Origin of the sequence: Nocardioides caricicola, assembly GCF_039541135.1 — a bacterium.
GTDB classification, from domain to species: Bacteria; Actinomycetota; Actinomycetes; order Propionibacteriales; family Nocardioidaceae; genus Nocardioides; species Nocardioides caricicola.
In genome coordinates this window covers 154,760-178,550 of record NZ_BAABFQ010000005.1, presented here as the reverse complement: position 1 = coordinate 178,550, position 23,791 = coordinate 154,760, and the positions used below count along the sequence as shown (strand labels likewise).

26 protein-coding genes are annotated in these 23,791 nt (G+C 71.7%); 16 read left to right on the top strand and 10 right to left on the bottom strand.

Features of this window, described 5'->3' with window-relative positions:
• Positions 1-50 precede the first annotated feature (50 nt).
• The 3 genes from ABD875_RS09170 (at position 51) to ABD875_RS09160 (ending at position 3,557) form a co-directional block, all read left to right on the top strand.
• On the top strand, positions 51-1,847 hold the full coding sequence (locus tag ABD875_RS09170) for a 3-hydroxyacyl-CoA dehydrogenase family protein (protein ID WP_345173662.1): 1,797 nt from the start codon (positions 51-53) through the stop codon (positions 1,845-1,847).
• Positions 1,848-2,034: 187 nt separating this feature from the next.
• On the top strand, positions 2,035-2,793 hold the full coding sequence (locus tag ABD875_RS09165) for an endo alpha-1,4 polygalactosaminidase (RefSeq protein WP_345173660.1): 759 nt from the start codon (positions 2,035-2,037) through the stop codon (positions 2,791-2,793).
• A complete protein-coding gene (locus ABD875_RS09160) occupies positions 2,784-3,557 on the top strand; it encodes an alpha/beta fold hydrolase (protein ID WP_345173658.1) in 774 nt (257 codons plus the stop codon). The genes ABD875_RS09165 and ABD875_RS09160 overlap by 10 nt, the downstream gene beginning before the upstream one ends.
• Here the strand turns inward: ABD875_RS09160 and ABD875_RS09155 are convergent.
• Entirely contained in the window at positions 3,554-4,087 is a 534-nt protein-coding gene (locus ABD875_RS09155; protein ID WP_345173656.1) for a CGNR zinc finger domain-containing protein, read from the bottom strand. The genes ABD875_RS09160 and ABD875_RS09155 overlap by 4 nt on opposite strands.
• Positions 4,088-4,126: 39 nt before the next feature.
• On the opposite strand from ABD875_RS09155, the gene ABD875_RS09150 reads away from it, so the two are divergent.
• Positions 4,127-5,098 (top strand): EamA family transporter, encoded by a 972-nt coding sequence (locus ABD875_RS09150; protein WP_345173654.1) that lies wholly within the window; start codon positions 4,127-4,129, stop codon positions 5,096-5,098.
• On the opposite strand, the gene ABD875_RS09145 is transcribed toward ABD875_RS09150, so the two are convergent.
• The 4 genes from ABD875_RS09145 to mce form a co-directional block, all read right to left on the bottom strand.
• Positions 5,076-6,191: an AI-2E family transporter gene (locus tag ABD875_RS09145; RefSeq protein WP_345173652.1), complete on the bottom strand. Its 1,116-nt coding sequence runs from the start codon at positions 6,189-6,191 to the stop codon at positions 5,076-5,078. The genes ABD875_RS09150 and ABD875_RS09145 overlap by 23 nt on opposite strands.
• Entirely contained in the window at positions 6,188-7,426 is a 1,239-nt protein-coding gene (locus ABD875_RS09140; protein ID WP_345173650.1) for a coiled-coil domain-containing protein, read from the bottom strand. Before ABD875_RS09140 ends, ABD875_RS09145 begins: the two co-directional genes overlap by 4 nt.
• A 126-nt stretch (positions 7,427-7,552) precedes the next feature.
• A complete protein-coding gene (gene ccrA / locus ABD875_RS09135; protein WP_345173648.1) occupies positions 7,553-8,890 on the bottom strand; it encodes a crotonyl-CoA carboxylase/reductase in 1,338 nt (445 codons plus the stop codon).
• Positions 8,891-8,976: 86 nt separating this feature from the next.
• Complete coding sequence (mce, locus tag ABD875_RS09130) at positions 8,977-9,432, bottom strand: methylmalonyl-CoA epimerase (protein WP_345173646.1); 456 nt, start codon at positions 9,430-9,432, stop codon at positions 8,977-8,979.
• A gap of 125 nt (positions 9,433-9,557) precedes the next feature.
• On the opposite strand from mce, the gene ABD875_RS09125 reads away from it, so the two are divergent.
• From ABD875_RS09125 to ABD875_RS09110, 4 genes are all read left to right on the top strand, one after another.
• On the top strand, positions 9,558-10,751 hold the full coding sequence (locus ABD875_RS09125; protein WP_345173644.1) for an acetyl-CoA C-acetyltransferase: 1,194 nt from the start codon (positions 9,558-9,560) through the stop codon (positions 10,749-10,751).
• On the top strand, positions 10,735-11,694 hold the full coding sequence (meaB, locus tag ABD875_RS09120) for a methylmalonyl Co-A mutase-associated GTPase MeaB (RefSeq protein WP_345173642.1): 960 nt from the start codon (positions 10,735-10,737) through the stop codon (positions 11,692-11,694). Before ABD875_RS09125 ends, meaB begins: the two co-directional genes overlap by 17 nt.
• Complete coding sequence (locus ABD875_RS09115; RefSeq protein ID WP_345173640.1) at positions 11,691-12,179, top strand: VOC family protein; 489 nt, start codon at positions 11,691-11,693, stop codon at positions 12,177-12,179. The genes meaB and ABD875_RS09115 overlap by 4 nt, the downstream gene beginning before the upstream one ends.
• A gap of 80 nt (positions 12,180-12,259) precedes the next feature.
• Positions 12,260-13,084, top strand: a complete 825-nt coding sequence (locus tag ABD875_RS09110; RefSeq protein WP_345173638.1) for an SDR family NAD(P)-dependent oxidoreductase — start codon at positions 12,260-12,262, stop codon at positions 13,082-13,084.
• Here the strand turns inward: ABD875_RS09110 and ABD875_RS09105 are convergent.
• Positions 13,009-13,980 carry an epimerase gene (locus ABD875_RS09105; RefSeq protein ID WP_345173636.1) on the bottom strand — a complete coding sequence of 324 codons (972 nt, stop codon included), beginning with the start codon at positions 13,978-13,980 and terminating at the stop codon, positions 13,009-13,011. The genes ABD875_RS09110 and ABD875_RS09105 overlap by 76 nt on opposite strands.
• 93 nt (positions 13,981-14,073) lie before the next feature.
• Between ABD875_RS09105 and ABD875_RS09100 the strand changes: the two genes are divergently transcribed.
• Genes ABD875_RS09100 through ABD875_RS09070 form a run of 7 tightly spaced genes read left to right on the top strand, consistent with a single transcriptional unit; the run spans position 14,074 to position 20,176 of the window.
• The gene (locus ABD875_RS09100) at positions 14,074-14,562 is read left to right on the top strand and encodes a MarR family winged helix-turn-helix transcriptional regulator (RefSeq protein WP_345173634.1); all 489 of its coding nucleotides are present in this window, start codon (positions 14,074-14,076) and stop codon (positions 14,560-14,562) included.
• A gap of 14 nt (positions 14,563-14,576) precedes the next feature.
• Positions 14,577-15,125 carry an MmcQ/YjbR family DNA-binding protein gene (locus tag ABD875_RS09095; RefSeq protein ID WP_345173633.1) on the top strand — a complete coding sequence of 183 codons (549 nt, stop codon included), beginning with the start codon at positions 14,577-14,579 and terminating at the stop codon, positions 15,123-15,125.
• A 42-nt stretch (positions 15,126-15,167) separates the two neighbouring features.
• Complete coding sequence (gene icmA, locus ABD875_RS09090) at positions 15,168-16,856, top strand: coenzyme B12-dependent isobutyryl-CoA mutase large subunit (protein WP_345173632.1); 1,689 nt, start codon at positions 15,168-15,170, stop codon at positions 16,854-16,856.
• 16 nt (positions 16,857-16,872) lie between these two features.
• The gene (locus ABD875_RS09085) at positions 16,873-17,586 is read left to right on the top strand and encodes a hypothetical protein (protein WP_345173631.1); all 714 of its coding nucleotides are present in this window, start codon (positions 16,873-16,875) and stop codon (positions 17,584-17,586) included.
• Positions 17,587-17,618: 32 nt separating this feature from the next.
• Positions 17,619-18,827 carry an acetyl-CoA hydrolase/transferase family protein gene (locus ABD875_RS09080; RefSeq protein ID WP_345173630.1) on the top strand — a complete coding sequence of 403 codons (1,209 nt, stop codon included), beginning with the start codon at positions 17,619-17,621 and terminating at the stop codon, positions 18,825-18,827.
• 22 nt (positions 18,828-18,849) lie between these two features.
• Positions 18,850-19,773, top strand: coding sequence for a co-chaperone YbbN (locus tag ABD875_RS09075; protein ID WP_345173629.1), 924 nt, complete (start codon positions 18,850-18,852; stop codon positions 19,771-19,773).
• A 10-nt stretch (positions 19,774-19,783) separates the two neighbouring features.
• Positions 19,784-20,176, top strand: a complete 393-nt coding sequence (locus tag ABD875_RS09070) for a hypothetical protein (protein ID WP_345173627.1) — start codon at positions 19,784-19,786, stop codon at positions 20,174-20,176.
• On the opposite strand, the gene ABD875_RS09065 is transcribed toward ABD875_RS09070, so the two are convergent.
• A complete protein-coding gene (locus ABD875_RS09065) occupies positions 20,142-21,044 on the bottom strand; it encodes a LysR family transcriptional regulator (protein WP_345173625.1) in 903 nt (300 codons plus the stop codon). The two genes, ABD875_RS09070 and ABD875_RS09065, sit on opposite strands and share 35 nt — an antisense overlap.
• Positions 21,045-21,116: 72 nt before the next feature.
• On the opposite strand from ABD875_RS09065, the gene ABD875_RS09060 reads away from it, so the two are divergent.
• Positions 21,117-22,028: an EamA family transporter gene (locus ABD875_RS09060; RefSeq protein WP_345173623.1), complete on the top strand. Its 912-nt coding sequence runs from the start codon at positions 21,117-21,119 to the stop codon at positions 22,026-22,028.
• Here ABD875_RS09060 and ABD875_RS09055 read toward each other — a convergent pair.
• The 3 genes from ABD875_RS09055 to ABD875_RS09045 all read right to left on the bottom strand — a co-directional run bounded on the left by ABD875_RS09055 (position 21,975) and on the right by ABD875_RS09045 (position 23,777).
• Positions 21,975-22,367 carry a YccF domain-containing protein gene (locus ABD875_RS09055; RefSeq protein ID WP_345173621.1) on the bottom strand — a complete coding sequence of 131 codons (393 nt, stop codon included), beginning with the start codon at positions 22,365-22,367 and terminating at the stop codon, positions 21,975-21,977. The two genes, ABD875_RS09060 and ABD875_RS09055, sit on opposite strands and share 54 nt — an antisense overlap.
• Before the next feature lie 16 nt (positions 22,368-22,383).
• Entirely contained in the window at positions 22,384-22,899 is a 516-nt protein-coding gene (locus ABD875_RS09050; RefSeq protein ID WP_345173619.1) for a hypothetical protein, read from the bottom strand.
• A gap of 116 nt (positions 22,900-23,015) precedes the next feature.
• A complete protein-coding gene (locus tag ABD875_RS09045) occupies positions 23,016-23,777 on the bottom strand; it encodes an NUDIX hydrolase (RefSeq protein WP_345173617.1) in 762 nt (253 codons plus the stop codon).
• Positions 23,778-23,791: the final 14 nt, after the last annotated feature.

Here is a 23,791-nt window from a genome sequence, read left to right as displayed (position 1 = left end):
AGTGAACTACGCCATAGCCAGGCCGCTGGTCGCGTGCCACGATGCGCCGCATGACGACCTCCTCCGCAGAGCGCAGCTTCGCCACCGTCGGCGTGATCGGCCTGGGCACCATGGGTGCCGGCATCGCCGAAGTCTTCGCCCGGCACGGGTACACCGTCGTCGGCGTCGAGAAGGACGAGGAGCACCTGGCCCGCGGCCGGCAGTACCTCGAGCACTCGACCGCGCGCGCCGTGCAGCGGGAGAAGATGACCGAGGACGAGCGGGCCGAGCTGATCGGCAGGATCACGCTGTCGACGTCGCTCAAGGACCTCAGCGACGCCGGCATCGTCGTCGAGGCGGTCGTCGAGTCGCTGGAGACCAAGAAGGCGCTGTTCCGCGAGCTCGACGACATCGTGTCGCCGGACGCCGTGCTCGCGACGAACACCTCCAGCCTGTCGGTCACCGAGATCTCCACCGCGAACTCGCGCCCGGGCCGGGTCATCGGCGTGCACTTCTTCAACCCCGCTCCCGTCCAGGACCTCGTCGAGATCGTGCGCACGGTCGTCACCGAGGACCAGGTCCTCGCCGACGTGAAGGCGCTCGTCGAGGCGGTGGGCAAGAACCCGGTCGTCTGCGGCGACAAGGCCGGCTTCATCGCCAACACCCTGCTCTTCGGCTACCTCAACCACGCGGTCTCGATGTACGAGGGCCGCTACGCGAGCCGCGAGGACATCGACGCCGCGATGCGCTTCGGCTGCGGCTACCCGATGGGCCCGCTCGCACTGCTCGACCTGATCGGGCTCGACACGGCGTACACGATCCTCGAGACGATGTACCGCCAGGGCCGCGACCGACTGCACGCGCCGTCGCCGATCCTCAAGCAGATGGTCACCGCCGGGTGGCTGGGCCGCAAGACCGGCCGCGGCTTCTACACCTACGAGGCGCCGGACAGCCCGGTCGTGGTCGCCGACGACCAGACCCCGTCGGCCGACGAGAAGCCGCAGCTGCGCCACGAGATCCAGCAGGTCGGTGTCGTCGGCACCGGCACGATGGCCAGCGGCATCGTCGAGGTCTTCGCCAAGAGCGGGTACGACGTGCTCGTGGTCGGCCGCAGCCAGGAGAAGGTCGACGGCGTCTCCGCCGCGGTGACCAAGAACTTCGACAAGCAGATCCAGCGCGGCCGGGCCACCGAGGAGGCCAAGGCCGAGGTGCTGGCGCGCATCACCGGCACGACCTCGCTCGACGACCTCGCGACCGTGGACATCGTGGTCGAGGCGATCGCCGAGGACCTCGCGATCAAGACCACCCTGTTCGAGAACCTCGACGAGATCTGCAAGCCGGGCGCGATCCTGGCGACGACGACCTCGAGCCTGCCGATCATCGCGTGCGCCCAGGCGACGTCGCGGCCGCAGGACGTCATCGGCATGCACTTCTTCAACCCGGCGCCGGTGATGAAGCTGGTGGAGGTCGTCTCGACGGTGGTCACGTCCGAGGACGTCACCGAGACCACCCGCGCGCTGTGCGACAAGGTCGGCAAGGTGGCCGTCTCGTGCGGTGACCGGGCCGGGTTCATCGTCAACGCGCTGCTGTTCCCCTACCTCAACGACGCGGTGCGGATGCTCGAGGCGCACTACGCGACCGCCGACGACATCGACACCGCGATGAAGCTCGGCTGCGCCCTGCCGATGGGCCCGTTCGAGCTCCTCGACGTGGTCGGGAACGACGTCTCGCTGGCCATCCAGCGTGAGCTCTACCTGGAGTTCCGCGAGCCCGGCTTCGCGCCGGCCCCGCTGCTCGAGCACCTGGTCACCGCGGGCTACCTCGGCCGCAAGACCAAGCGCGGCTTCCGGGACTACAGCACCCGCTGACCGCGCCCGCGGTCTAGGCTGCCGGCATGGGTAGCTGGTTGCTCCTGCTCGCGCTCGCGTCGCTCGCCGCCGTGCTGTGGCTGGCCCGGCGGGCCGGGCGCCGCCAGCAGGAGCGCGAGCGCGGCCAGCAGTAGCCCAGTCGCTGACCGCCGAGGAGGCGGAGACGACCCACGCCTAGGCTTGCTCCATGATCCGTCGTCGCGCCGGGGCCCTGCTCGTCCTCATCGCCCTGGTCTGCACCACCGCTCCGGCGTACGCCGACGTGCCGGCCGGCACCGACGTCGACTACCAGCTCGGTGGCAACCGTTCGGTGCCCGAGCACGTCGGCATCGTGGTGCGTGACCGTGAGGCCGAGCCCGCCGCCGGGCGCTACAACGTCTGCTACGTCAACGGGTTCCAGACCCAGCCCGGCGAGCGGTCGTTCTGGCGCAAGCACTGGAAGCTCGTGCTCAAGCGGCAGGGCAAGCCCGTGGTCGACGAGGCCTGGGGCGAGTGGCTGCTCGACACGCGCACGAACGAGAAGCGCCGACAGCTGGCCCGCCTCGTCGGCCGCTGGATCGACGGGTGCGCCGCGGACGGCTTCGACGCGGTCGAGTTCGACAACCTCGACTCGTTCACGCGCAGCCACCGGCTGCTGAAGCGCGCGCACAACCTGGCGTACGCCGAGCGGCTGGTCCGGGTCGCGCACGACGCCGGCCTGGACGCCGGGCAGAAGAACCTGGCCGGGTACGACGGCACCAGCATCGGCTTCGACTTCGTGGTCGCCGAGGAGTGCGGCCGCTACCACGAGTGCGATGCGTACACCGACGACTTCGGCGACCAGGTGCTCGCGATCGAGTACCGCGCCCGGGACTTCGAGTGGACCTGCGCCGAGGTTGGCGACCAGCTGCCGGTCGTGCTGCGCGACCGCGACCTCACGCCGACGGGACTGCGCCGGTGGTGCTGAACACGACGACCCTGGGGGAGAGCGGGCCGCTGGTCGCGTTCTGCCACGGGCTGTTCGGGCAGGGGAAGAACTGGACGACGATCGCCAAGGCGGTCGCCGAGGACCACCGGGTGCTGCTGGTCGACATGCCGCACCACGGGCGGTCGGAGTGGCCCGACCACTTCGACTACGTCGACGTCGCGGACCGGGTGGCCGAGCTGTTCGACGCCAGCGACCCGGTCGCCCTGGTCGGCCACTCCATGGGCGGCAAGGCCGCGATGGTGCTGGCGCTGCGGCACCCGGAGCTCGTCGAGCGACTGTGCGTGGTGGACGTCGCGCCCGCGGACTACGAGTCGCGCAGCGAGTTCGCCGGCTACATCGAGGCGATGCTCGCGCTGGACCTGGCCAGCCTGGAGAGCCGCGGCGACGCCGACGCCGCGCTCGAGGCGGCGGTGCCGAGCCGCACCGTCCGGAGCTTCCTGCTCCAGAACCTCCGGCACACCGATGACGGCTGGCGGTGGCAGCCGAACCTCGAGGTGCTCGGCCGCGACCTGCCGGCGCTCGGCGGCTGGCCGGACGAGGCGCTCGCCGGCGTCGCGCCGTACGACGGCAGCACGCTGTGGATCGCGGGGGAGAAGTCGGCGTACGTCCAGGACGAGCACGCCGCCGAGATGTCGCGGTGGTTCCCGAAGGTCCGTCGGGTCACGATCAAGGAAGCGGGGCACTGGGTGCACTCCGAGCAGCCCGAGATCTTCACCGAGGTACTGCGGCGCTTCCTCGCCTAGGACATCTTCCTGCGCCGATAGGCGGCGACGGCGTTCCTGTTGCCGCACGCCGTCGAGCAGAACCGCTTCGAGCGGTTGCGGGAGAGGTCGAGCACGACGCCGCGGCAGGTGTCGTCCGCGCAGACGCCCAGCCGGGTCATCTCGTCGGCCCGGATCACGTCGATCATCGCCATCGCGGCCTCGACGACGATCCGGGTGGGCAGGTCGCGCTCCGGGCCGACCGCGTGCAGGTGCCAGTCCCACTCGTCGTGGCGCACGAGCTGGGGGATCGCTCCCGCGGCGGCGAGCATCCGGTTGACCATCTCGACCGCCTCGTCGCGGTTCGCGGTGAGCAGCAGGTAGAGGTCCTCGCGGATCGCGCGCACCGCCTCGAGCTCGGCCTCGTCGCCGTCGCGGCGTCCGGTGAACTCGAACTCCTCGTAGAACGCGTCGAGGTCCTCGACCGTCGTCAGCGTGTCCGGGTCGAGACCGGTGTTGGCGAGAACGGCCGCGGCCTGGAGTGACACCTCGGTGTCATGAGCGAAAACCACATTGACAGATTACACCGTCCCGACCTAGTGTCATGTGTCATGACGACGTTGGCTCATGACGAGGCCGCTCCGGTCGCGACCGGGTCCCGGCTGGCGAGCGGGTTGACGTTCGCCGTCCTGTCGGCGTTCACGTTCGGCCTGTCGGGCTCCTTGGCGTCACCCATGCTCCAGGCCGGCTGGAGCGCCGGCGCGATCGTCCTGATCCGGGTCGGGATCGCGGCCCTGGTCGTGCTGCCCCTCGGCCTGGTCGCCCTGCACGGCCGCTGGAGCGCGGTCCGCCGCAACGCCGGACTGATCCTGGCCTTCGGCGCGGTAGCAGTAGCCGGCGCCCAGTTCTGCTACTTCTCCGCCGTCCAGCACATGCAGGTGGGGCCGGCGATCCTCATCGAGTACACCGCGCCCGCGGCCGTCGTCGTCTGGATGTGGCTGCGCCACGGCCAGCGCCCCGGGCCGGTCACGCTCGTCGGCGCCGGCCTGGCCGCGCTGGGTCTGGTGCTCGTGCTCGACCTGCTGTCGGGCGCGGACCTCAGCCTGCCCGGTGTGCTCTGGGCGCTGGCGGCGATGGTCGGCGCGGCGACGTACTTCATCGTCTCGGCCGACGACGACAACGGGCTGCCCCCGATGGCGCTCGCCGCCGGGGGACTGGTCGCCGGCGCCGCGGTCATCGCGGCCCTGGGCCTACTCGGGCTGATGCCGATGCGGACGTCCACCGCGAGCGTGGAGTACGCCGGCCAGACCGTCGCCTGGTGGGTGCCGCTGGTGCTCCTTGGCGTGGTGACCGCGGCGATCCCGTACACCACCGGCATCGCCGGCATCCGCCGGCTCGGGTCCCGCCTGGCGTCGTTCGTGGCACTGCTCGAGGTGGTCGCGAGCGTGCTGTTCGCCTGGCTGCTGCTCGACCAGCTGCCGATGCCGGTGCAGCTCGTCGGCGGCGTGCTGATCCTCGCGGGTGTCGTGTGCGTGAAGCTGGGGGAGCGGGAGACCGCGACTAGCGAGCATCCTGCCGTCTGACCCAGACCTCGCGGACCAGCATCAGGATCGAGGCGGCGGTCGGGATCGCCAGCAGCGCGCCGACCACCCCGAAGAGCGCGGCGCCGATCAGCGCCGCGATCACGGTGGCTGCGCCGGGCAGGTCCACGGACTTCGACATCACCCGCGGGTAGATGACGTAGTTCTCCACCTGCTGGTAGATCACGTAGAAGACCGCGCAGGCCAGACCGATCTTCCAGTCCGTGGCGAACGCGATCGCGGTGACGATGACCGCGCCGATGGTGGCGCCGATCATCGGGATCACGTCGAGCAGCGCCACCACGAACGCCAGTGCGACGGCGTACTCCCCGAGCCCGGCGGCGAACAGGAAGATCAGCGACGAGATGCCGGCGCACATGGCGACGACGAACGCGCCGGAGACGTAACCGCCCACACTGCGGATCACGCGGTTGCCGAGCTTGGAGACCCGGTCGCGGCGGGAGGCCGGCGCGAGGCGGTAGGCGGCGGTCTTGGTCGTCTCGAGCGAGGCGAGGAAGTACAGCGTGAGCACGATGATGATGAAGCCGTTGAACAGCGCGCCGAGCACGGCGAGCCCGATCCCGACCGCACCGCCGAAGATCGCGCCGAGGAAGTCACCCCCGGTGACGTAGTCCTCGACCTTGCTGATGACGTCGTATTCCTCGTCGAGGCGCTGCACCTGCTTGTTGCGCTGCAGGTCGTCGAGCCACTGCGGGACGTTGTCGGTCAGCGCCTTCACCTGGTCGGCGATCACCGGCGCGATCGCGACCACGAACAGCGTGACCGCGAGCAGGAACGCGATGATCACGGTGACGACGGCGTACGAGCGCCGCATCCCCCGTCGCTCGAAGAACTCGACAGACGGGTTGAGGCCGGCGGCGAGGAACAGTGCGACCACGACCAGCATCAGGGTGGGGCCGATCGAGCGGATCTGCAGCGCCAGCCACAGGGCGATGAGGAACCCGAGACCCCCGACGAACCCGACGAAGAACGGCGCTCGGTGGTTGAGCGGGGGTCCTGGCTCGCCGAGGTCGTCAGCGGGGATGACCGCGTCCTCGGTCGGCTCCTCCTCGGGTGGCGCCGGGGCGTCCGTCACTCGTCGTCCTCGCCGAACCCGGCGACCACGTCACGCAGGGAGGCCAGCTGGGCGGTGATCGCGTCGCGGCGCTTGGTCATCCGGTCGACCTCGGCGCGCACGGCAGCCAGCTCGCGCTCGGCCTCCGCCGTCCCGGTCGAGGTGATGGCCTCGGCCTGGGTGCGGGCCGTCGTGACGATCTGCTCCGCCTCGCGGCGGGCCCGGCTGAGCTGGGCATCGGCCTCGGCCTCGGCGTGGCTGCGGTGCTCGGCGGCCTGCGCGATCGCCTCGCGGAGCCGCGCCTCGGCCGCGGCCGCGCGCTCCTCGGCCTCGTCGATCAGCTGCTTGGTCTCCATCATCGCGGCGGCGTGGTGGTCGGTGGCCTCCTTGGCCAGCCGCTCCTTCTCCACCGCGAGCATCCGCCGCGCCTCCTGGACCTCGCGGTCGGTCGCGGCGCGCTGCTGCTCGGCGTCGCGCTTGGCGGCCGAGCGCAGCTCGTTGGCCTCCTGAGCGGAGGCGAGCAGGATCTGGGCGGACTCCCGCTTGGCGGAGGCGACGACGTCCTCGGCCTCGGTGCGCGCCCGGGCCCGCTCGGTCTCGGCGTCGGCCTGGAGCCGCGCGCGGTTCTCCTCGAGCTCCTTGAGCTGCACCATGCGCATGTCCTCGGCCTCGCGGGTGGCCTCGACGCGGGTCGCGTGGGCGTCCCGGTTGGCCTGCTCGCGGATCTCCTTGGCCTCGCGCAAGGCGGTCTCGCGGACCTCCGCGGCCTCCTCCTCGGCCAGGCGCAGCATGGCGGCGGCGCGGCCGCCGAGGCCGGCGTACGACGGGTTCTGCCGCTCGGCGAGGTCCTCCTGCAGGTGCGCGACCTTCTCCTCGAGCTCGAGGACGCGGCGCTCGGACTCGCTGAGGCTGTTGCTGAGCCCGGCCTTCTCGGTCGAGAGCTGGCGGACCCGGGCGTCGACGGCGTCCTTGTCGTAGCCGCCGCGGCGGACCACGGGGAAGCCGGCGGCCGGCATCGGAGCGGCGCCGGGCCGGTGCTGGGCCGGCGGGGCGGCGGGAGCCGCGGCGGGGGCGGTCACGGGGGCGGCCACGGGGGCGGCCGGCGGGATCACCGGCGGCTGCTTGGTGCTCTCGGCGGCCGGATCCGGCTTGTCGGCCGGGACCGTGGGCATCACCTGGGTGGCGTCCTCGTCGGCGCCGTTGGTCGCGTCCGCGCCCGGCTCCTCGTCGAAGATGGACAGTCCCTGGTCGGTCATGAAGGCGCTTCCCCTTTGGTCGCGAGCGGCTCGTGCGCACAGTCTTGCCGATCGGCCGGGAACAACCCACCCCGGCCCGCGACAAAGTTGCGCGGACCGGGGTGGGTCGAGGGGTGCAGGGGCGGGTCAGACCCCGCGGAAGCGGTTGATCGCGTCGATGTGCTGCGCGCGCATCTCCTCGTCACGCACGCCGAGGCCCTCCTCGGGGGCGAGGCAGAGGACGCCGACCTTGCCCTGGTGGGCGTTGTGGTGGACGTCGAGCGCGGCCTGGCCGACCTCGTCGAGGGTGTAGCTCTTCGACAGCGTCGGGTGGATCTTGCCCTTGGCGATCAGCCGGTTGGCCTCCCAGGACTCGCGGTAGTTGGCGAAGTGCGAGGAGATGATCCGCTTGAGGTTCATCCAGAGGTAGCGGTTGTCGTACTCGTGCATGTAGCCGCTGGTCGAGGCGCAGGTCGTGATGGTGCCGCCCTTGCGGGTGACGTACACGCTCGCGCCGAACGTCTCGCGGCCCGGGTGCTCGAACACGATGTCGATGTCCTCGCCGCCGGTGAGCTCCCGGATCTTGGCTCCGAAGCGCTTCCACTCCTTCGGGTCCTGGGTGTGCTCGTCCTTCCAGAACTTGTAGTCCTCCTCGGAGCGGTTGATGATCAGCTCCGCGCCCATGGAGCGAGCGATCGCGGCCTTCTCCTCGTTGGAGACCACGCAGACCGGGGTCGCGCCGCCGTTGAGGGCGTATTGCGTCGCGAAGCCGCCGAGGCCGCCGGACGCGCCCCAGATCAGCACGTTGTCGCCCTGCTTCATGTCGCCGCCGTTCTTGGAGACGAGCTGGCGGTACGCCGTGCAGTTCACCAGGCCGGGGGAGGCGGCCTCCTCCCAGGTGAGGTGGGCCGGCTTGGGCATCAGCTGGTTGGCCTTGACCAGGGCGACGGTGGCCAGGCCGCCGAAGTTGGTCTCGAAGCCCCAGATCCGCTGCTGCGGGTCGAGCATCGTGTCATCGTGGCCGTCGGGGTCCTCGAGCTCCACCGAGAGGCAGTGCGCGACGACCTCGGTGCCGGGCTTCCACTTGGTCACGCCCGGGCCGGTGCGCAGCACGACGCCGGCCAGGTCGGAGCCGACCACGTGGTACGGCAGGTCGTGCCGCTTGGTCAGCGGCGACAGCCGGCCGTAGCGCTCGAGGAAGCCGAACGTCGAGACCGGCTCGAAGATCGAGGTCCAGACGGTGTTGTAGTTGATCGCGCTCGCCATCACCGCGACCAGGGCCTCGCCCGGCCCGAGCTCGGGCAGGGCGACGTCCTCGACGTGGATCGACTTGCGGGGGTCCTTGTCCTTGCTCGCGATGCCCTCGAACATGTCGACCTCGTCCTTGTGGACGGTCGCGGCGCGGTAGTGGTCGGGGATCTCGAGGTTCGCGAAGTCCTCGGCGGCGGTGTCGCCGGCCTGGATCGCGTCGAGGATGTGCTGCACGTCGGCTCCTGGGGTGGTCAGGGTCGGGCTGTTGGCGGGAGATTACCCACGGGTAACAGAACTGAACACAACCTGTGACGTGTTCCTCAGTGCGCGTTAGCCGCGGGCTCGACGAGCTCCACCAGCACGCCACCGGCGTCCTTGGGGTGGATGAAGTTGATCCGCGAGTCCGAGGTGCCGCGGCGCGGCTCGTCGTACAGCAGGCGCAGCCCGCGCTCGCGCAGGATCGCGCTGACCGCCTCGACGTCGGTCACCCGGTAGGCCATCTGCTGGATGCCCGGGCCCTTCGAGTCGAGGAACTTCGCGATCGTGGACTGCTCGTTGAGCGGCGCGAGCAGCTGGATGTGGCTGCCGGAGTCCCCGACGGCCATCATCGCCTCGCGCACGCCCTGCTCCTCGTTGACCTCCTGGTGCGCCAGGCGCATGCCGTAGGTCTCCTCGTAGAAGGCGATCGCGGCGTCGAGGTCGGGCACGGCGATGCCGACGTGGTCGATGGCGGTGAACAGGTGCGCGGCGTGGCCGAGTTCGTTCTGGGGGCTCATGCGGCTCATCGTCGTACGACGGGCCCGGTGCCGCGAGGGGGTGTGACATGTTCCACCCTCGCCGGTGCCCGAACCCGTGGGTAAGGTCAGGAGAGGTCCACCCCACGAGTCCCTGGAGGCATTCCATGTCCGGTACGTCCGTCATCGTCGCGGGTGCGCGCACCCCGATCGGTCGCCTCCTCGGAGGCCTCAAGAGCCTGTCGGCGGCCGAGCTGGGCGGGGTCGCGATCAAGGGCGCGCTCGACAAGGCCGGCGTCCAGCCGGAGCAGGTCGACTACCTGATCATGGGCCAGGTCATCCTGGCCGGTGCCGGGCAGAACCCCGCCCGTGCGGCCGGCATCGCGGCCGGCCTGCCGTGGAGCATGCCGTCGATCACGATCAACAAGGTCTGCCTCTCCGGCCTGAACTCCATCGCGATGGCCGACCAGCTGATCCGCGCCGGCGAGTGCGAGATCGTCGTCGCCGGTGGCATGGAGTCGATGACCAACGCCCCGCACTTCCTGCCGAAGTCGCGTGAGGGCTTCAAGTTCGGCGACGTGAAGCTCGTCGACTCGATGGCGTACGACGCCCTGTACGACCAGGCCACCAAGCAGGCCATGGGCGGGCTGACCGAGCAGATCAACGCCGAGGGCGTGAAGCTCACCCGCGAGGAGCAGGACGCGTTCGCCGCGGCCTCGCACCAGAAGGCCGCCGAGGCGTGGAAGAACGGCGTGTTCGACGACGAGGTCGTCCCGGTGACGATCCCGCAGCGCAAGGGCGACCCGATCGTGGTCTCCGCCGACGAAGGCGTCCGCGGCGACACCACCACCGAGTCGCTCGGCAAGCTGCCGCCGGCGTTCGCCAAGGACGGCACCATCACCGCCGGCTCGGCCTCGCAGATCTCCGACGGCGCCGCCGCCGTCGTGGTGATGAGCAAGGCCAAGGCCGAGGAGCTCGGCCTGGAGTGGCTCGCCGAGATCGGCGCGCACGGCATGGTCGCCGGCCCCGACTCCTCGCTGCAGATGCAGCCGGCCAACGCCACCAAGAAGGCCTGTGAGAAGGAGGGGATCACCCCCGCCGACCTCGACCTGGTCGAGTTCAACGAGGCGTTCGCCGCGGTCGGCATCGAGTCGGCCCGGGCGCTCGACCTGAACCCCGACATCGTGAACGTCAACGGCGGCGCGATCGCGCTCGGCCACCCGGTCGGCATGTCCGGCACCCGCGTGGTGCTGCACCTCGCCCTGGAGCTCAAGCGCCGTGGCGGCGGCGTCGGTGCCGCCGCGCTGTGCGGTGGCGGTGGGCAGGGCGACGCCCTGATCGTGCGTGTCCCCTCGGCGTGACGTCGCCGTCCCGGACCTCGTCGAGCGCGCCCGCGCCGGCGAGGCCCGGGCGGTCGCCCGCCTGATCTCGCTCGTCGAGGACGAGTCACCGCTGCTGCGCGAGGTGATGGCCGCGCTGGCGCCGTACGCCGGTCGCGCGCAGGTCATCGGCATCACCGGGTCGCCCGGCGTCGGCAAGTCCACGTCCACGAGCGCGCTGGTGACCGAGCTGCGCCGCCAGGACAAGCGGGTCGGCGTCCTCGCGGTCGACCCCTCTTCTCCGTTCTCCGGCGGGGCGCTGCTCGGCGACCGGGTGCGGATGCAGGACCACGCGACCGACGCCGGCGTCTACATCCGCTCGATGGCGTCGCGCGGGCACCTCGGCGGGCTGTCGTGGTCGACCCCGCAGGCACTGCGCGTCCTCGACGCGGCCGGCTGCGACGTGATCCTCATCGAGACCGTCGGCGTCGGGCAGAGCGAGGTCGAGATCGCCGGTCTGGCCGACACCACGCTGGTGCTGCTCGCGCCGGGGATGGGTGACGGGATCCAGGCTGCGAAGGCCGGCATCCTCGAGATCGGCGACCTGTACGTCGTGAACAAGGCCGACCGCGACGGCGCCGACCAGGTCCGCCGTGACCTGCGGTCGATGCTCGCACTGGCCCAGGCGCCCGAGGGCGCCTGGAAGCCGCCGATCGTGAAGACCGTCGCGCAGAAGGGCGAGGGCCTCGACGAGGTCGTCGCCGAGATCGAGAAGCACCGCGTCTGGCTGGAGTCCTCCGGCGAGCTCGCGCGCCGGCGCACCCGTCGAGCCCGCGACGAGATCGAGGCGATCGCGGTGACCGCGCTCCGCAAGCGGTGGGGCGACGTGCACGGCCGCAGCGAGCTCGACGACCTTGCGGCCGCGGTCGTGGCCGGGACGGCGGACCCGTACGCCGCCGCCGACGAGCTGCTCGAGGGACTGTGAGCATCGCGAGCGGGCCGGTCACGCAGATCTGCTGGGTGACCGACGACGTCGAGGCGACCGAGCGACTGCTCACCGAGCAGTTCGGCGTCGCGTCGTGGACGCGGATCCCCGACGTGCGGTTCGGTCCCGACACGACGACGCTGCGCGGGGTGCCGGTCGACTGCACGCTGCACGTCTCGCTCGGGTACGCCGGAGACCTCCAGCTCGAGCTGATCCAGCCGGTCGCCGGGCCGTCGATCCACCAGGAGTTCCTCGACGCCCACGGCGCCGGCCTCCACCACGTCTGCTTCGCCGTCGACGACATCGAGGCGGCGTGCGCGGCCGCGGAGGCGGCCGGCACGCCCGTGCTGATGCGCGGCTCGATGATGGACGGGGAGTTCGAGTTCGCGTACGTCGACGGCTCCGCCGGGGGAGCGCCGTACATCGAGCTCGCCCGGATCGGGCCGCAGATGCAGGCGTTCTACGACGCGGTCCGTGCCGGCTGAAGGCCCCTCGGCCGTCGAGTGACGCGAACTGGCTGGAATCGCTCGACGGTGGACACACCGGCTCCACTAGGGTCCACGGCGTGGAGAAGGTCGCACTCGTCACCGGCGCAGGGGAGCGCACGCTCGGCGCCGCGACCGCGGACGCCCTGCGGGCACGGGGCTTCCGGGTCCTGACCACCACGCGCTCGTGTCCGGTCACCGACGACACGCACCCGCTCGACCTGACCTCGCGAGCGTCCGTGGAGGCCCTGGCCGACTGGGTGCCCGACCGCCTGGACGTGCTGGTGAACAACGCCGGCATCCACCTCGACCTGCGCTCGAAGTGGAAGGAGCCGCAGCTCGTCGACGGCCACGAGGTGCACTGGCGCACGAACTACCTGGGCACCGCGCAGCTCACGCGGCTGCTGCTGCCCCACCTGCTCGCGAGCGGTGACGCGCGAGTGGTCAACGTCGTCTCCAAGCTGCACGACCGCGGCCGCAACCCCTGGCTCTTCGCGCCCGTGACGCCGTACGACTCCTGGGCGGCGTACGGCACGTCGAAGCTCGCCCTGGTCCACGAGGCCGCCGAGATCGAGCGGCGGTACGGCGACCGCGGGGTGCACGGCTACTCCCTGCACCCGGGCTCGGTCTACACCCGCATCGCCGACCGCGGGCTCGAGACCGCGCCGCTGCTCGGGCGGCTGCGCAAGCTCGCGGCCCCGCTGGAGCGGCGGACGCTGGTGAGCCCCGAGGTCGGCGCGCGGACCACCGTCTTCTGCGCGACCTCGCCCGACGCCGTGCCGGGCGGCTACCACCGGCGCGAGGCGCCGGCCGAGCCGTCGGCCGATGCTCAGGACGCCGCGGTCGCGGCGCGGCTCTGGGACGCGACGACCAGGTCGGTGGCCGCGCCCGGCCAGTCCGGGTAGTCGAACGAGAAGCCCGCCTCGAGCAGCCGTCCGGGCACCACCCGCCGGCTCTTCAGCAGCAGCTCGGTGTCGGTCCGCAGCACCCAGGCGCCGATCGCGGCCATGGTGCGCGTCGCGGGAAGCCCAGGTCGACCACCCCAGGCGCGCCGCAGCTCGCGCATCAGCTCGCGCTGGGGGAGCGGCTCGGGAGCGGCGAGGTTGACCGGACCGGCGAGGTCGTCGCGCTCGACCAGCAGGTCGACCGCCCGGCAGAAGTCCCGTGCGTGGATCCACGACACGTACTGCCCGCCGCCGGCCACCGGACCACCGAGACCCAGGCGCGCCAGCCAGGACAGGTAGTCGAAGACCCCGCCGCGGTCCGGGCTCATCACCATCGCGGCGCGCATCGCGACCCGCCTGGTCCGCGGCAGCGTGGCCTCCTGCTGGGCCGCCTCCCAGTTCCGGGCGATCCGCACGCTGTACTCCCAGTACGACGGGACGCCGGGTTCGTTCCCGCCGATGACGCCGGTGGCCTCGTCGTTCGGCGCGTCGCGGCGGTCGGCGTAGATCGTCGCGGTGCTCATCTGGAGCCACACGGCCGGCGGCCGGGCGGCCAGCTCCAGGGCGCGGCCGACCGCCCGCGTCGAGTCGACGCGGGAGTCCATCATCTGGCGCAGGTTGTCCTCGGTGTACCGGCAGCTGACCGACCGGCCGGCGAGGTTGACCACGACGTCCGCGCCGTCGAGCTCCTCGGCCCACGCCCCGACCGAGTGGCCGTCCCAGACCCGGTGCCGGACGCCCGGCTCGAGCGTCTCGCGGTGGCGGCTCAGCACCACGACGTCGTGCCCGGCCGCGGCGTACCACCGCCGCAGGAGGCCGCCGACCTGTCCCGTCCCTCCCGGGATCACGATGCGCATGAGCAGACCCTAACCCAGTTTTGAACATGTTCAACAGTGCTGGCGGGATGGACGACCGGCGGTCCCGGGGACGCGATGTCCTAACCTCGCGGCGTGGCCCTCCCCTTCGACCCGATCGACGAAGCCGCGCGCCAGTGGGGCAACCACTGGGACCGCGTGCCGGCGATGCACGCCGTCACGTCGCTGATGCGCGCGCACCAGCTCGTGATCGGACGGCTCGACGCGATCCTCAAGCCGCACGGCCTGACGTTCGCGCGCTACGAGGCGCTGGTGCTGCTGGTGTTCTCCTCGCGTGGCTCGCTGCCGCTGGGCAAGATGGGCGAGCGGCTGCAGGTGCACCCGACGTCGGTGACGTCGATCGTGCGGCGGCTCGAGGCGGCCGGCCTCGTCGTCCGCACCCCGCACCCGGAGGACGGCCGGGCGGTGCTGGCCGAGATCACCGAGGAGGGCCGGGCGCTGGTCGAGGTCGCGACGAAGGCCCTCGTCGAGTCCGACTTCGCGCTCGAGGCGCTGGGGGACGAGCAGCTGCGGGAGCTGTCCGCGCTGCTGACGCCGATCCGCAAGGCAGCCGGGGACTTCTAGCCCACAATGAGGCCATGGTCACCGCCGACGACGTCCGCGAGGTTGGCCTGGCCCTGCCGCGCACCTACGAGTTCTTCACCGGCGGCCGGTACAAGCTCAAGGTCCGCCAGATCGTGTACGTCGGGTTCTCGAGGGACGAGTCCGCGATGGGGTTCGGCTACCCGAAGGACGCCCGGGACGGGCTGATCGAGTCCGCCCCGGACACGTTCTTCCTGCCGCCGGCGCGGGACCTGCGCTATCAGTGGGTGTGCGCGCGCCTGGACCGGCTGGACCCGGTGGAGATGCGCGAGCTGGTCGTCGACGCGTGGCGGATGTGCACGCCCAAGATGCTGCACGAGCTGCCGGACCTCGAGCCGCCCGCGGCGGCCGCCTGGGACGCGATGGACTCGGGGGAGTGGTCGGACCTGACGACGTACCTGCACCCCTATCTGCACTTCACGGACGGTGACCTGGCCCTGCGCGGCAGGAGGAACGTCGTCGCCCACCTGCGCGACCACCCGACGCCGAAGCCGCCGGCGTCGGTCGAGGTGCGCGACGGCCAGGTCTACCGCTGGATCCGGTGAGGGTGGCTTGGCGCAATTAGTAGGACGTCCTACTATCTGGGTATGACCGAGAACGCGCGCGCCCGCTGGCAGGCCCGGTACGACTCGTCCCGCGTCCGCGAGGCCGACTTCACCACGCTCAGCGGGGTCGAGCTCGAGCCGGCGTACGGCACCGAGGACTCCGAGTGGCCCGGGGAGTTCCCGTTCACCCGGGGGCTCTACCCGACCGGCTACCGCGGCCGGACCTGGACGATCCGGCAGTTCGCCGGCTTCGGCAACGCCCAGCAGACCAACGAGCGCTACCGGATGATCCTCGGTCGCGGCGGTGGCGGGCTGTCGGTCGCGTTCGACATGCCCACGCTGATGGGGCGCGACTCCGACGACCCGAAGTCGCTCGGCGAGGTCGGCCACTGCGGCGTGGCCATCGACTCCGTCGCCGACATGGAGATCCTGTTCGACGGGATCGACCTCGGTGACGTCACCACCTCGATGACCATCAGCGGCCCCGCCGTCCCCGTCTTCTGCATGATGATCGTCGCGGCGGAGCGCGCGGGCGTCGACACCACCGCGCTCAACGGCACGCTGCAGACCGACATCTTCAAGGAGTACATCGCCCAGAAGGAGTGGATCTTCGGGCCGGAGCCGCACCTGCGGCTCATCGGTGACCTGATGGAGTACTGCGCCGAGAACATCCCGGCGTACAAGCCGCTCTCGGTCTCCGGCTACCACATCCGCGAGGCGGGCTCGACGGCCGCACAGGAGCTGGCGTTCACGCTCGCCGACGGGTTCGGGTACGTCGAGCTCGGGCTGTCGCGCGGCCTCGACGTCGACGTGTTCGCCCCGGGGCTGTCGTTCTTCTTCGACGCGCACGTCGACTTCTTCGAGGAGATCGCGAAGTTCCGTGCCGCCCGCCGGATCTGGGCGCGCTGGATGCGCGACGTCTACGGCGCCAAGACCGACAAGGCCCAGTGGCTGCGGTTCCACACCCAGACCGCCGGCGTCTCGCTGACCGCCCAGCAGCCCTACAACAACGTCGTCCGCACCGGCATCGAGGCGCTCTCCGCCGTGCTCGGCGGCACGAACTCGCTGCACACCAACGCCCTCGACGAGACGCTCGCCCTGCCGTCGGAGCAGGCCGCCGAGATCGCGCTGCGCACCCAGCAGGTGATCATGGAGGAGACCGGCGTCGTCAACGTCGCCGACCCGCTGGGCGGCTCGTGGTACGTCGAGGCGCTCACCGACAGGATCGAGGCCGAGGCGAACGCGATCTTCGACAAGATCCTCTCGATGGGCGGCTCCACGCTCACGTCCGCGCAGCCCGAGAAGATCGCCGAGGCGGTCGGCCGGGGCGAGTGGCTGGTCACCCGCGGCCTCCTCCACGGGATCGAGGAGGGCTGGTTCATGGGTGAGATCGCGGAGGCGGCGTTCCAGTACCAGGTCGCGCTCGAGAAGGGCGAGAAGCGGATCGTCGGCGTCAACTGCCACGAGGACTCCGTCACCCACGAGCTCGAGATCCTGCGGGTCTCCCACGAGGTCGAGGTCGAGCAGGTCCGGGTGCTGCAGGGTCGCCGCGAGGCGCGTGACGACGAGGCGGTGACGGTCGCGCTGGCGCGCCTGGTCGCCGCCGCCCGGGCCGACGAGAACATGATCGAGCCGATGCTCGACGCCTGTCGCGCCGAGGCCACCCTGGGCGAGATCTGCGACGCGCTGCGCGCCGAGTGGGGCGAGTACCGGGAACCGGCTCGCTTCTGAGCGCGTCCAAGCGGGCATGAGGCTCTGGCTCGTCGCGCTCCTGCTGCCACTGACCGCCTGCTCGGACGACGGCGACGACTGGTGGGCGAGCCCGCCCGACGGCACCCGCTGGGTCGGGTACGACGGCGCGGTGGTCGCCGTACCGGACTGGTGGACGACCGGTGAGACCCAGTGCGGCGCACCGGTCGAGGACACCGTCTACTTCGACTCGGGCGCGATCTACGACTGCTCGGACCCGGCCGACCCGGAGACGGTCCGGTCGGTGTCCTCGCTCGCCGTCCTCGACGACGGCAGCGGCCGGTACGCCGAGGGCGACCTCGACGGCGACTGCGAGGAGTGGTTCGAGGGAGTCTGCCGGCGGCTCTTCGGCGTGGCAGGCACCGACGCGATCTTCGCCGTCACGATCGACGAGGAGGGCGACGGCGACTTCGAGGAGATCCGCGACTCGGCGCGGACCCTGCCCGACGGCGTCACGACCGTCCCGCTCGCGACGGGTCCGGACGGCTGGACGCCGTCGTGGGGCGCCGAGCCGTCGTTCGTGCGCGACCTGACCGAGGCGATCGAGGCGGCCGGGCTCGAGGTCGAGGTCGAGACCGTCGAGCCCGACCCGGACGGCGACGTCGCGGACCTGCCGCCCGGCTCGCTGCTGGACGTCGAGCCGGCGCTCGGGACGCCGATCGAGGACGGCGGCACGGTGGTGGTCACCGTGATGGGGACTTCCGGCCCATGACGCGCTGAGCCGCGGTCTGGTGCAATCGGAGGGTGGACCTCGCCGCTGCGCTCTCGGCCCTGCCCGCCAACCCACGGATCGTCGTCACCGGGAACCATGTGACGCCGTGGCACACCGTCGGCCTGATCGACGGCGCGCTCGACGCGTACCGGCTCTGGGCGCTCAACGGCCAGCACGGCCTGCCCGACCGTGACGGCGTGACCCTCGAGACCTGCTTCGTCGGTCCCGGTCAGCGGCGCAGCCCGCGGCTGAGCTACGTGCCGTCGCGGCTGTCCATGGTGCCCACGCTGTTCGGTACGGCGCTGCCGCCGGACGCGGTCGTCCTGCACACCACCCGGCCGCGCGACGGCAGGATCTCGCTCGGCGTCGAGGTGAACGTGCTGCCGGCGGCGCTCGAGGCGGCGCGCCGCCGGGGCGGCGTGGTGATCGCGCAGGTCAACGACCAGATGCCCTGGACCAACGGCGACTCGGTGATCGACCTCGACATGGTCGACGTGCTCGTCGAGGCCGACGCGCCGCTGCCGACCGCGCCGACGACGGTCATCGACGACCACTCCGCGCGGATCGGGGAGCTGGTGGCCGCCCGGGTCGGCGACGGGGCGACGCTCCAGGCCGGCATCGGCGCCGTACCCGACGCGACGCTGCACGGCCTGACCAGCCGCAGCGGGCTGCGGGTGTGGACCGAGATGTTCTCCGACAGCATCTTCGCGCTGGAGAAGGTGGGGGCGCTGGACCGCAACGTCCCGATCTCCGCCTCGTTCCTGTTCGGCTCGCCGGAGCTGATCGCGTGGGTGCACGACAACGAGCGGGTCGAGATGGTGCGCACCGAGGTCACCAACAGTCCGGCGCGGATCGCGCGGAACCCGCACATGGTGAGCGTGAACACGGCCCTCCAGGTCGACCTGTTCGGCCAGGCCAACGCATCGCGGATCAACGCGCGGATCCACTCCGGCTTCGGCGGCCAGACCGACTTCTTCGTCGGCGCGATGCACAGCGACGGCGGGCAGGCGTTCATCGCGATGAAGTCGTGGCACCCGAAGGCCGACTGCTCGACGATCGTGCCGCTCGTCGACGAGCCGGTCACGTCCTTCCAGATGACTGCGGTCGTCACCGAGCAGGGCGTCGCCGAGCTCTACGGGCGCGACCAGAAGGAGCAGGCGCGCCAGCTGATCGAGCACGCCGCGCACCCGCAGGTCCGCGAGGAGCTGCGCGAGGAGGCGGTCGCGCTCGGGCTCGCGTGAGGTGGTCAATAGGATTGCGTCCATGAGCCAGCAGCCGTTCTCCCGTCCCGGTGCCGTCGACCTCTCCGGCATGAAGGCAGCAGCGCCCGACCAGGCCGCCGCTCCGGGCGCCGTCGGCGGGTCGTCGTACTCCGTGCAGATCACCGAGGAGAACTTCCAGAGCACCATCGAGTCGTCGATGACGGCGCCGGTGCTGCTGGCGTTCTACTCGCCGACGCGGATGCCCGAGAGCGTCGGGCTCGCGCGGGACCTGGCGACGCTCTCGACCGAGTTCGAGGGGCGCTTCCTCGTCGGCCTGGTCGACATCGACGCGGTTCCGCAGATCGCCCAGGCGATGCAGATCCCGTCGATCCCGCTCGTGGTGGCGATCGTCGACGGCCGGCCCGCGCCACTGCTGCAGGACGTGCTCCCGATCGATGAGCTGCGCACCGCGCTGACCCAGGTGGTGCAGCAGCTGACCGCCAGCGGCGTCGCCGGCCGGCACCAGCCGCGGGCGGCCGGGGGTCCGGTGGGCGAGGACGGCGAGGCGCCGATGGACCCGCGCTACGCCGCGGCCCAGGACGCGCTCGGTGAGGGCGACATCGACCGTGCGGTCGCGGAGTACCAGAAGCTCCTCGACGCCAACCCCGCCGACGCCGAGGCCGCTGCAGGGCTGGCGATGGCGAAGCTGCTGCAGCGCACCCAGGGCGTCGACCTCGCCGCCGCGCGTGCGGCCGCGGCGGCCGCCCCCGACGACGTCGCCGCCCAGACCATGGTCGCCGACCTCGACATGCTCGGCGGACACGTGGAGGACGCCTTCAACCGGCTGGTGGACCTGGTCCGGCGTACCGCCGGCGACGAGCGCAACCAGGCCCGCGAGCACCTGCTCGGGCTCTTCGGTGCGGTCGGCAACGACGACCCGCGCGTGCTCAAGGGCCGTCAGAACCTCGCGTCCGCGCTCTTCTGAGGCTCCGGAGGTGACCCGCTCCCGCAGTGACCTGCTGTGGGGCGGAGCCCTGCTCCTGGTGGCCGCCGCGCTCGCGGTGCAGCTGCTCGTCGACGACCCGGGCGGCGGGTTCCAGCGCGCTGCGTGGGTCCTGAGGCTGGTGCTGGTCCTGGGGCTGGCGGCGCTGTTCCTGACCGCGCACGACCTCGCCGCGATGGCGGTGGCGGCCGGCAGCGTCGTGCTGCTCGTGCTCACCTGGACCGTGGGGCTGCTGGTCGCGCCGGAGCAGTTCGTCGGGACCGGCGCCAAGGCTCCCGAGAACGTCGAGGAGGCGCAGGCGCTCGGGCTGCTGCTGACCGCGCTCCTCCTGGTCGTCGCGGTCGCGATCCTCAGGCGGTGGTGGCGGAGCCGGCGAGACCGTTGAGGACCGCGCGCACGGCGGGGGACTCGCTCATGCTGCGCCGGTGCACGGCGATCACGTCGCGGGTCGGCTCCGGGTCGTGCGCGGGTACGGCGACCAGCTCGTCGCCGAGCGGCTGCCGGCCCAGGCGCGGGACCAGCGCGATGCCGAGCTCGGCGCGGACCAGCGCCAGGTGGGAGTCGAACTCCATCGACGTGTGCGCGATGCGGGGGAGCCGCCCGGTCCCGGCGTACATGCGGGTGAGCCACTGCCGGCAGATCGTGCCGTCCGGGGTGGCGATCCAGCCCTCGTCGACGAGGTCGCGGGGCGCGACCCGGGCGCGGCCGGCGAGCGGGTGGTCGCGGTGCACGATCACGTCGGCGACGTCGTGCGCGACCACGGTGCTGGTCAGGTGGTCGGGCACGGTGATCGGCACGTCGCCCCAGCGGTGGATCACGCCGAGGTCGCTCTGGCCGGAGGCGACCAGGTCGACGGTGTCCCAGGGTTCGCGCTCGGTCAGCGCGACGGTGAGGTCCGGGTGCTCGTCGCGCAGCCCGCGCACCACCGGAGCGACCAACCCGCGCATGGCGGTCGAGAACGCCGTCACCCGCAGGTGCCCGGCGACCGCGCCGGCGCGCTGGTGGAGCGTCGCCTCGACCTGCTCGAGGTCGGCGAGCAGCCGGCCGCCGGCGTCGACGAGGTGCCGCCCGTGGTCGGTGAGGATCACGCCGCGACCGACCCGTTCCAGGAGCGGCACCCCGGTCTGCTTCTCGAGGCGCTTGACCTGCTGCGAGACCGCGCTGGGGGTGAACCCGAGCGCGTCGGCAGCCGCCACCACGGACCCGTGGGTGTCGACGGCGCGCAGGCTGGTCAGCGCGGCGAGGTCGATCATGTAGCGATGCTACAACGATCCATGCATGATCATTCGCTGGTACTTCACGGTCAGGTCAAGCAACCTGGTCCGGTGAACCGCCGTGACTCCCTGCTCGCTGCCCTGGTCGCCTCGATCTGGGGCTTCAACTTCGTGGTGATCGACTGGGGGATGGAGGGCATCCCGCCGCTGCTCTTCGCGGCCATCCGGTTCGCGTGCGTGGTGTTCCCCGCGATCTTCTTCGTCGCGCGCCCGGACGCGCCGTGGCGCGTGATCGCGGCGGTCGGGGTGTTCATGTCGCTGGGGCAGTTCGGCTTCCTCTACGTCTCGATGGACGCGGGCATGCCGCCGGGGCTGGCGGCGCTGGTGCTGCAGGCCCAGGTGATCTTCACGATCCTGATCGCGGCCGGTGTGCTGCGCGAGCTCCCGACCTCCTCCCAGGTCGCCGGGGTGCTCGTCGGCGCCGGCGGCCTCGCGGTCGTCGCGGTCGGGCGCGGCGGCCAGGTCACGGCGGTCGCGCTGTCGCTGTGCCTGCTCGCGGCGCTGTCGTGGGGCATCGGCAACGTGATCTCCCGCGCCTCCGGCGTGAAGGGCGGGCTGTCGCTGACGGTCTGGTCCGCGGTCGTCGTGCCGGTGCCCCTGCTGGCGCTCTCGTTCGCGGTCGACGGCCCGGCCGCGATCGGCGACGCCTTGGGGTCGTTCTCCTGGGAGGCCGCCGTCTCCACGCTCTACACCGCGGTCCTCGCCTCGCTGGTCGGCTACGGCGTGTTCAACACGCTGCTCTCGCGCAACCCGTCGTCCTCGGTCGTGCCGTGGGTGCTGCTCGCGCCGGTCGTCGCGATGGCCTCGGCCTGGCTGCTGCTCGACCAGCGGCCGAACGCCGCCGAGCTCACCGGCGGGCTGCTGCTCATCGTCGGGGTGCTGGTCGCGATCCGGCCGCCGCGACGTCGGTCAGCGGACGAGGCCGACGTCCTCGATGTCCACGATCTGGCGCCCCAGCGGTAGCAGCGCGACCGGGATCATCTTGAAGTTCGCGATCCCGAGCGGGATCCCGATGACGGTGAGGCAGAGCAGGATCCCGGTGACGACGTGGCCGATGGCCAGCCAGACGCCGGCCACGACGAGCCAGATCACGTTGCCGAGCGCGGACCAGAACCCGGCGGTGGGCTGCCGGATCACGGTCCTCCCGAACGGCCACAGCGCGTAGGCCGCGATCCGGAACGAGGCGATCCCGAACGGGATCGTGACGATCAGGATGCAGCAGACGACCCCGGCGACGGCGTACCCGATCGCCATCCAGATGCCGCACAGCAGCAGCCAGATGACGTTCAGCAGGGTGCGCACCCCGCCAATGTAGCGATCAGGCGGCGGGACCCTTGGCGCGGACGTCGGCGACGGCGCTCATCGCGTCGCGCAGCTCGGCGAGCCAGTCGTCCTCGTGCTGCCCGACCAGCCGCACGCACCACGCGAGCGCGTCGGACCGGGACTTCGCCACACCAGCGTCGACCAGGGTGTCGAGCACGATGCGCTGCGGCTGGCGCAGCCGGGTCATCACCGGCGCCGACACGTGCGTCCACAGCTCGCGCCGCTCGCCGACGGCCACGCCCCAGGAGACCTTCCTCTCGAAGCGGTGCTGGGCCTCCTGAGCGATCTCCATCCGCTGCTCGCGGGTCTCCTCGCGGAACGCCGCCGCGCGCCCGGCCCGCGCCTCGGCCGTCGCGGCCTCGCTGCCCTGGGCGTCGGCGTCCGCGATCGTCAGCACGACCGTGATCTCCTCGCGGTCGACCGTGACGTCGGCGGGGGCGGCCTGCCACTGCGCCGGGAGCCGGCCGGCGAACCAGCCCGTCACACGCTCGGGGAGTTCGTTTGTAATCATGTAATCAGTGTTGCACTGCGGTCAAAAGGCATGCGGAATGGTCACCAACCGCACGTCGGGAGCGTTCCCACCTGCGGTTGGTGACCATTCCGCACGCCGGAGCGCGCGACGGAGCGCTAACGGCCGGACTCGGTGTACGCCGGTCCGCCACCTGCGGCCAGGTTGGCCAGCGCGGCCTCGATCCGGCGGGCGGTGAAGTCGGCGCAGCGCTCGCGGACCTGGTCGACGGTGCAGAACTCCGCGGCGCGGATCTCGCGGGTCTCGCGCACGATCGTGTCGGTGAGCGAGGCGGCGTGGGTGCCGCCGTCGAAGACCAGGCAGAGCGCGTCGTCCCAGCCGCTCCAGGCCGGCAGCCAGTCGGTGAGCACCAGGGCGCCGGCGCTGATGTCGAGGCCGAGCTCCTCCTCGATCTCGCGGCTGACCGCCTCGCGCGGCGACTCGTTGACCTCGACCACACCGCCGGGCAGGTCCCAGTCGGCCTTGTAGGTGAGGTTGCACAGCAGCACCCGGCCGGCGTCGTCGCGGACCAGCATCTGGCCGATGGCGCGCTTGCGGGGGAGGAAGGAGTTCAGCAGCGCCCGGAAGCCCTCGGGCTCGTGCAGCGGGGTGTCGGTGGCCAGCCGCGCGTAGACGATCCGGTCGACCGGTGACCCGTCGACGGTGACGCCGCGCATCACGCCCTCCCGCCGCAGCCCCGACCAGGTCGCGGTGCGCTGGGCGCCCTCGTCCGAGGGGTCGATCAGCGCTTCGACGCGGGCGTGTTCGGTGAGGGCGGCGACCACGGTGTGGCGCACGACGTCGATCGGCTCGTCGCTGCTCCAGGAGATCCGGGCAACTCCCTCTGCGACGGTCGTCACGGAGGTAGTGGGCTGGGTCACGCAGACACCCTAGC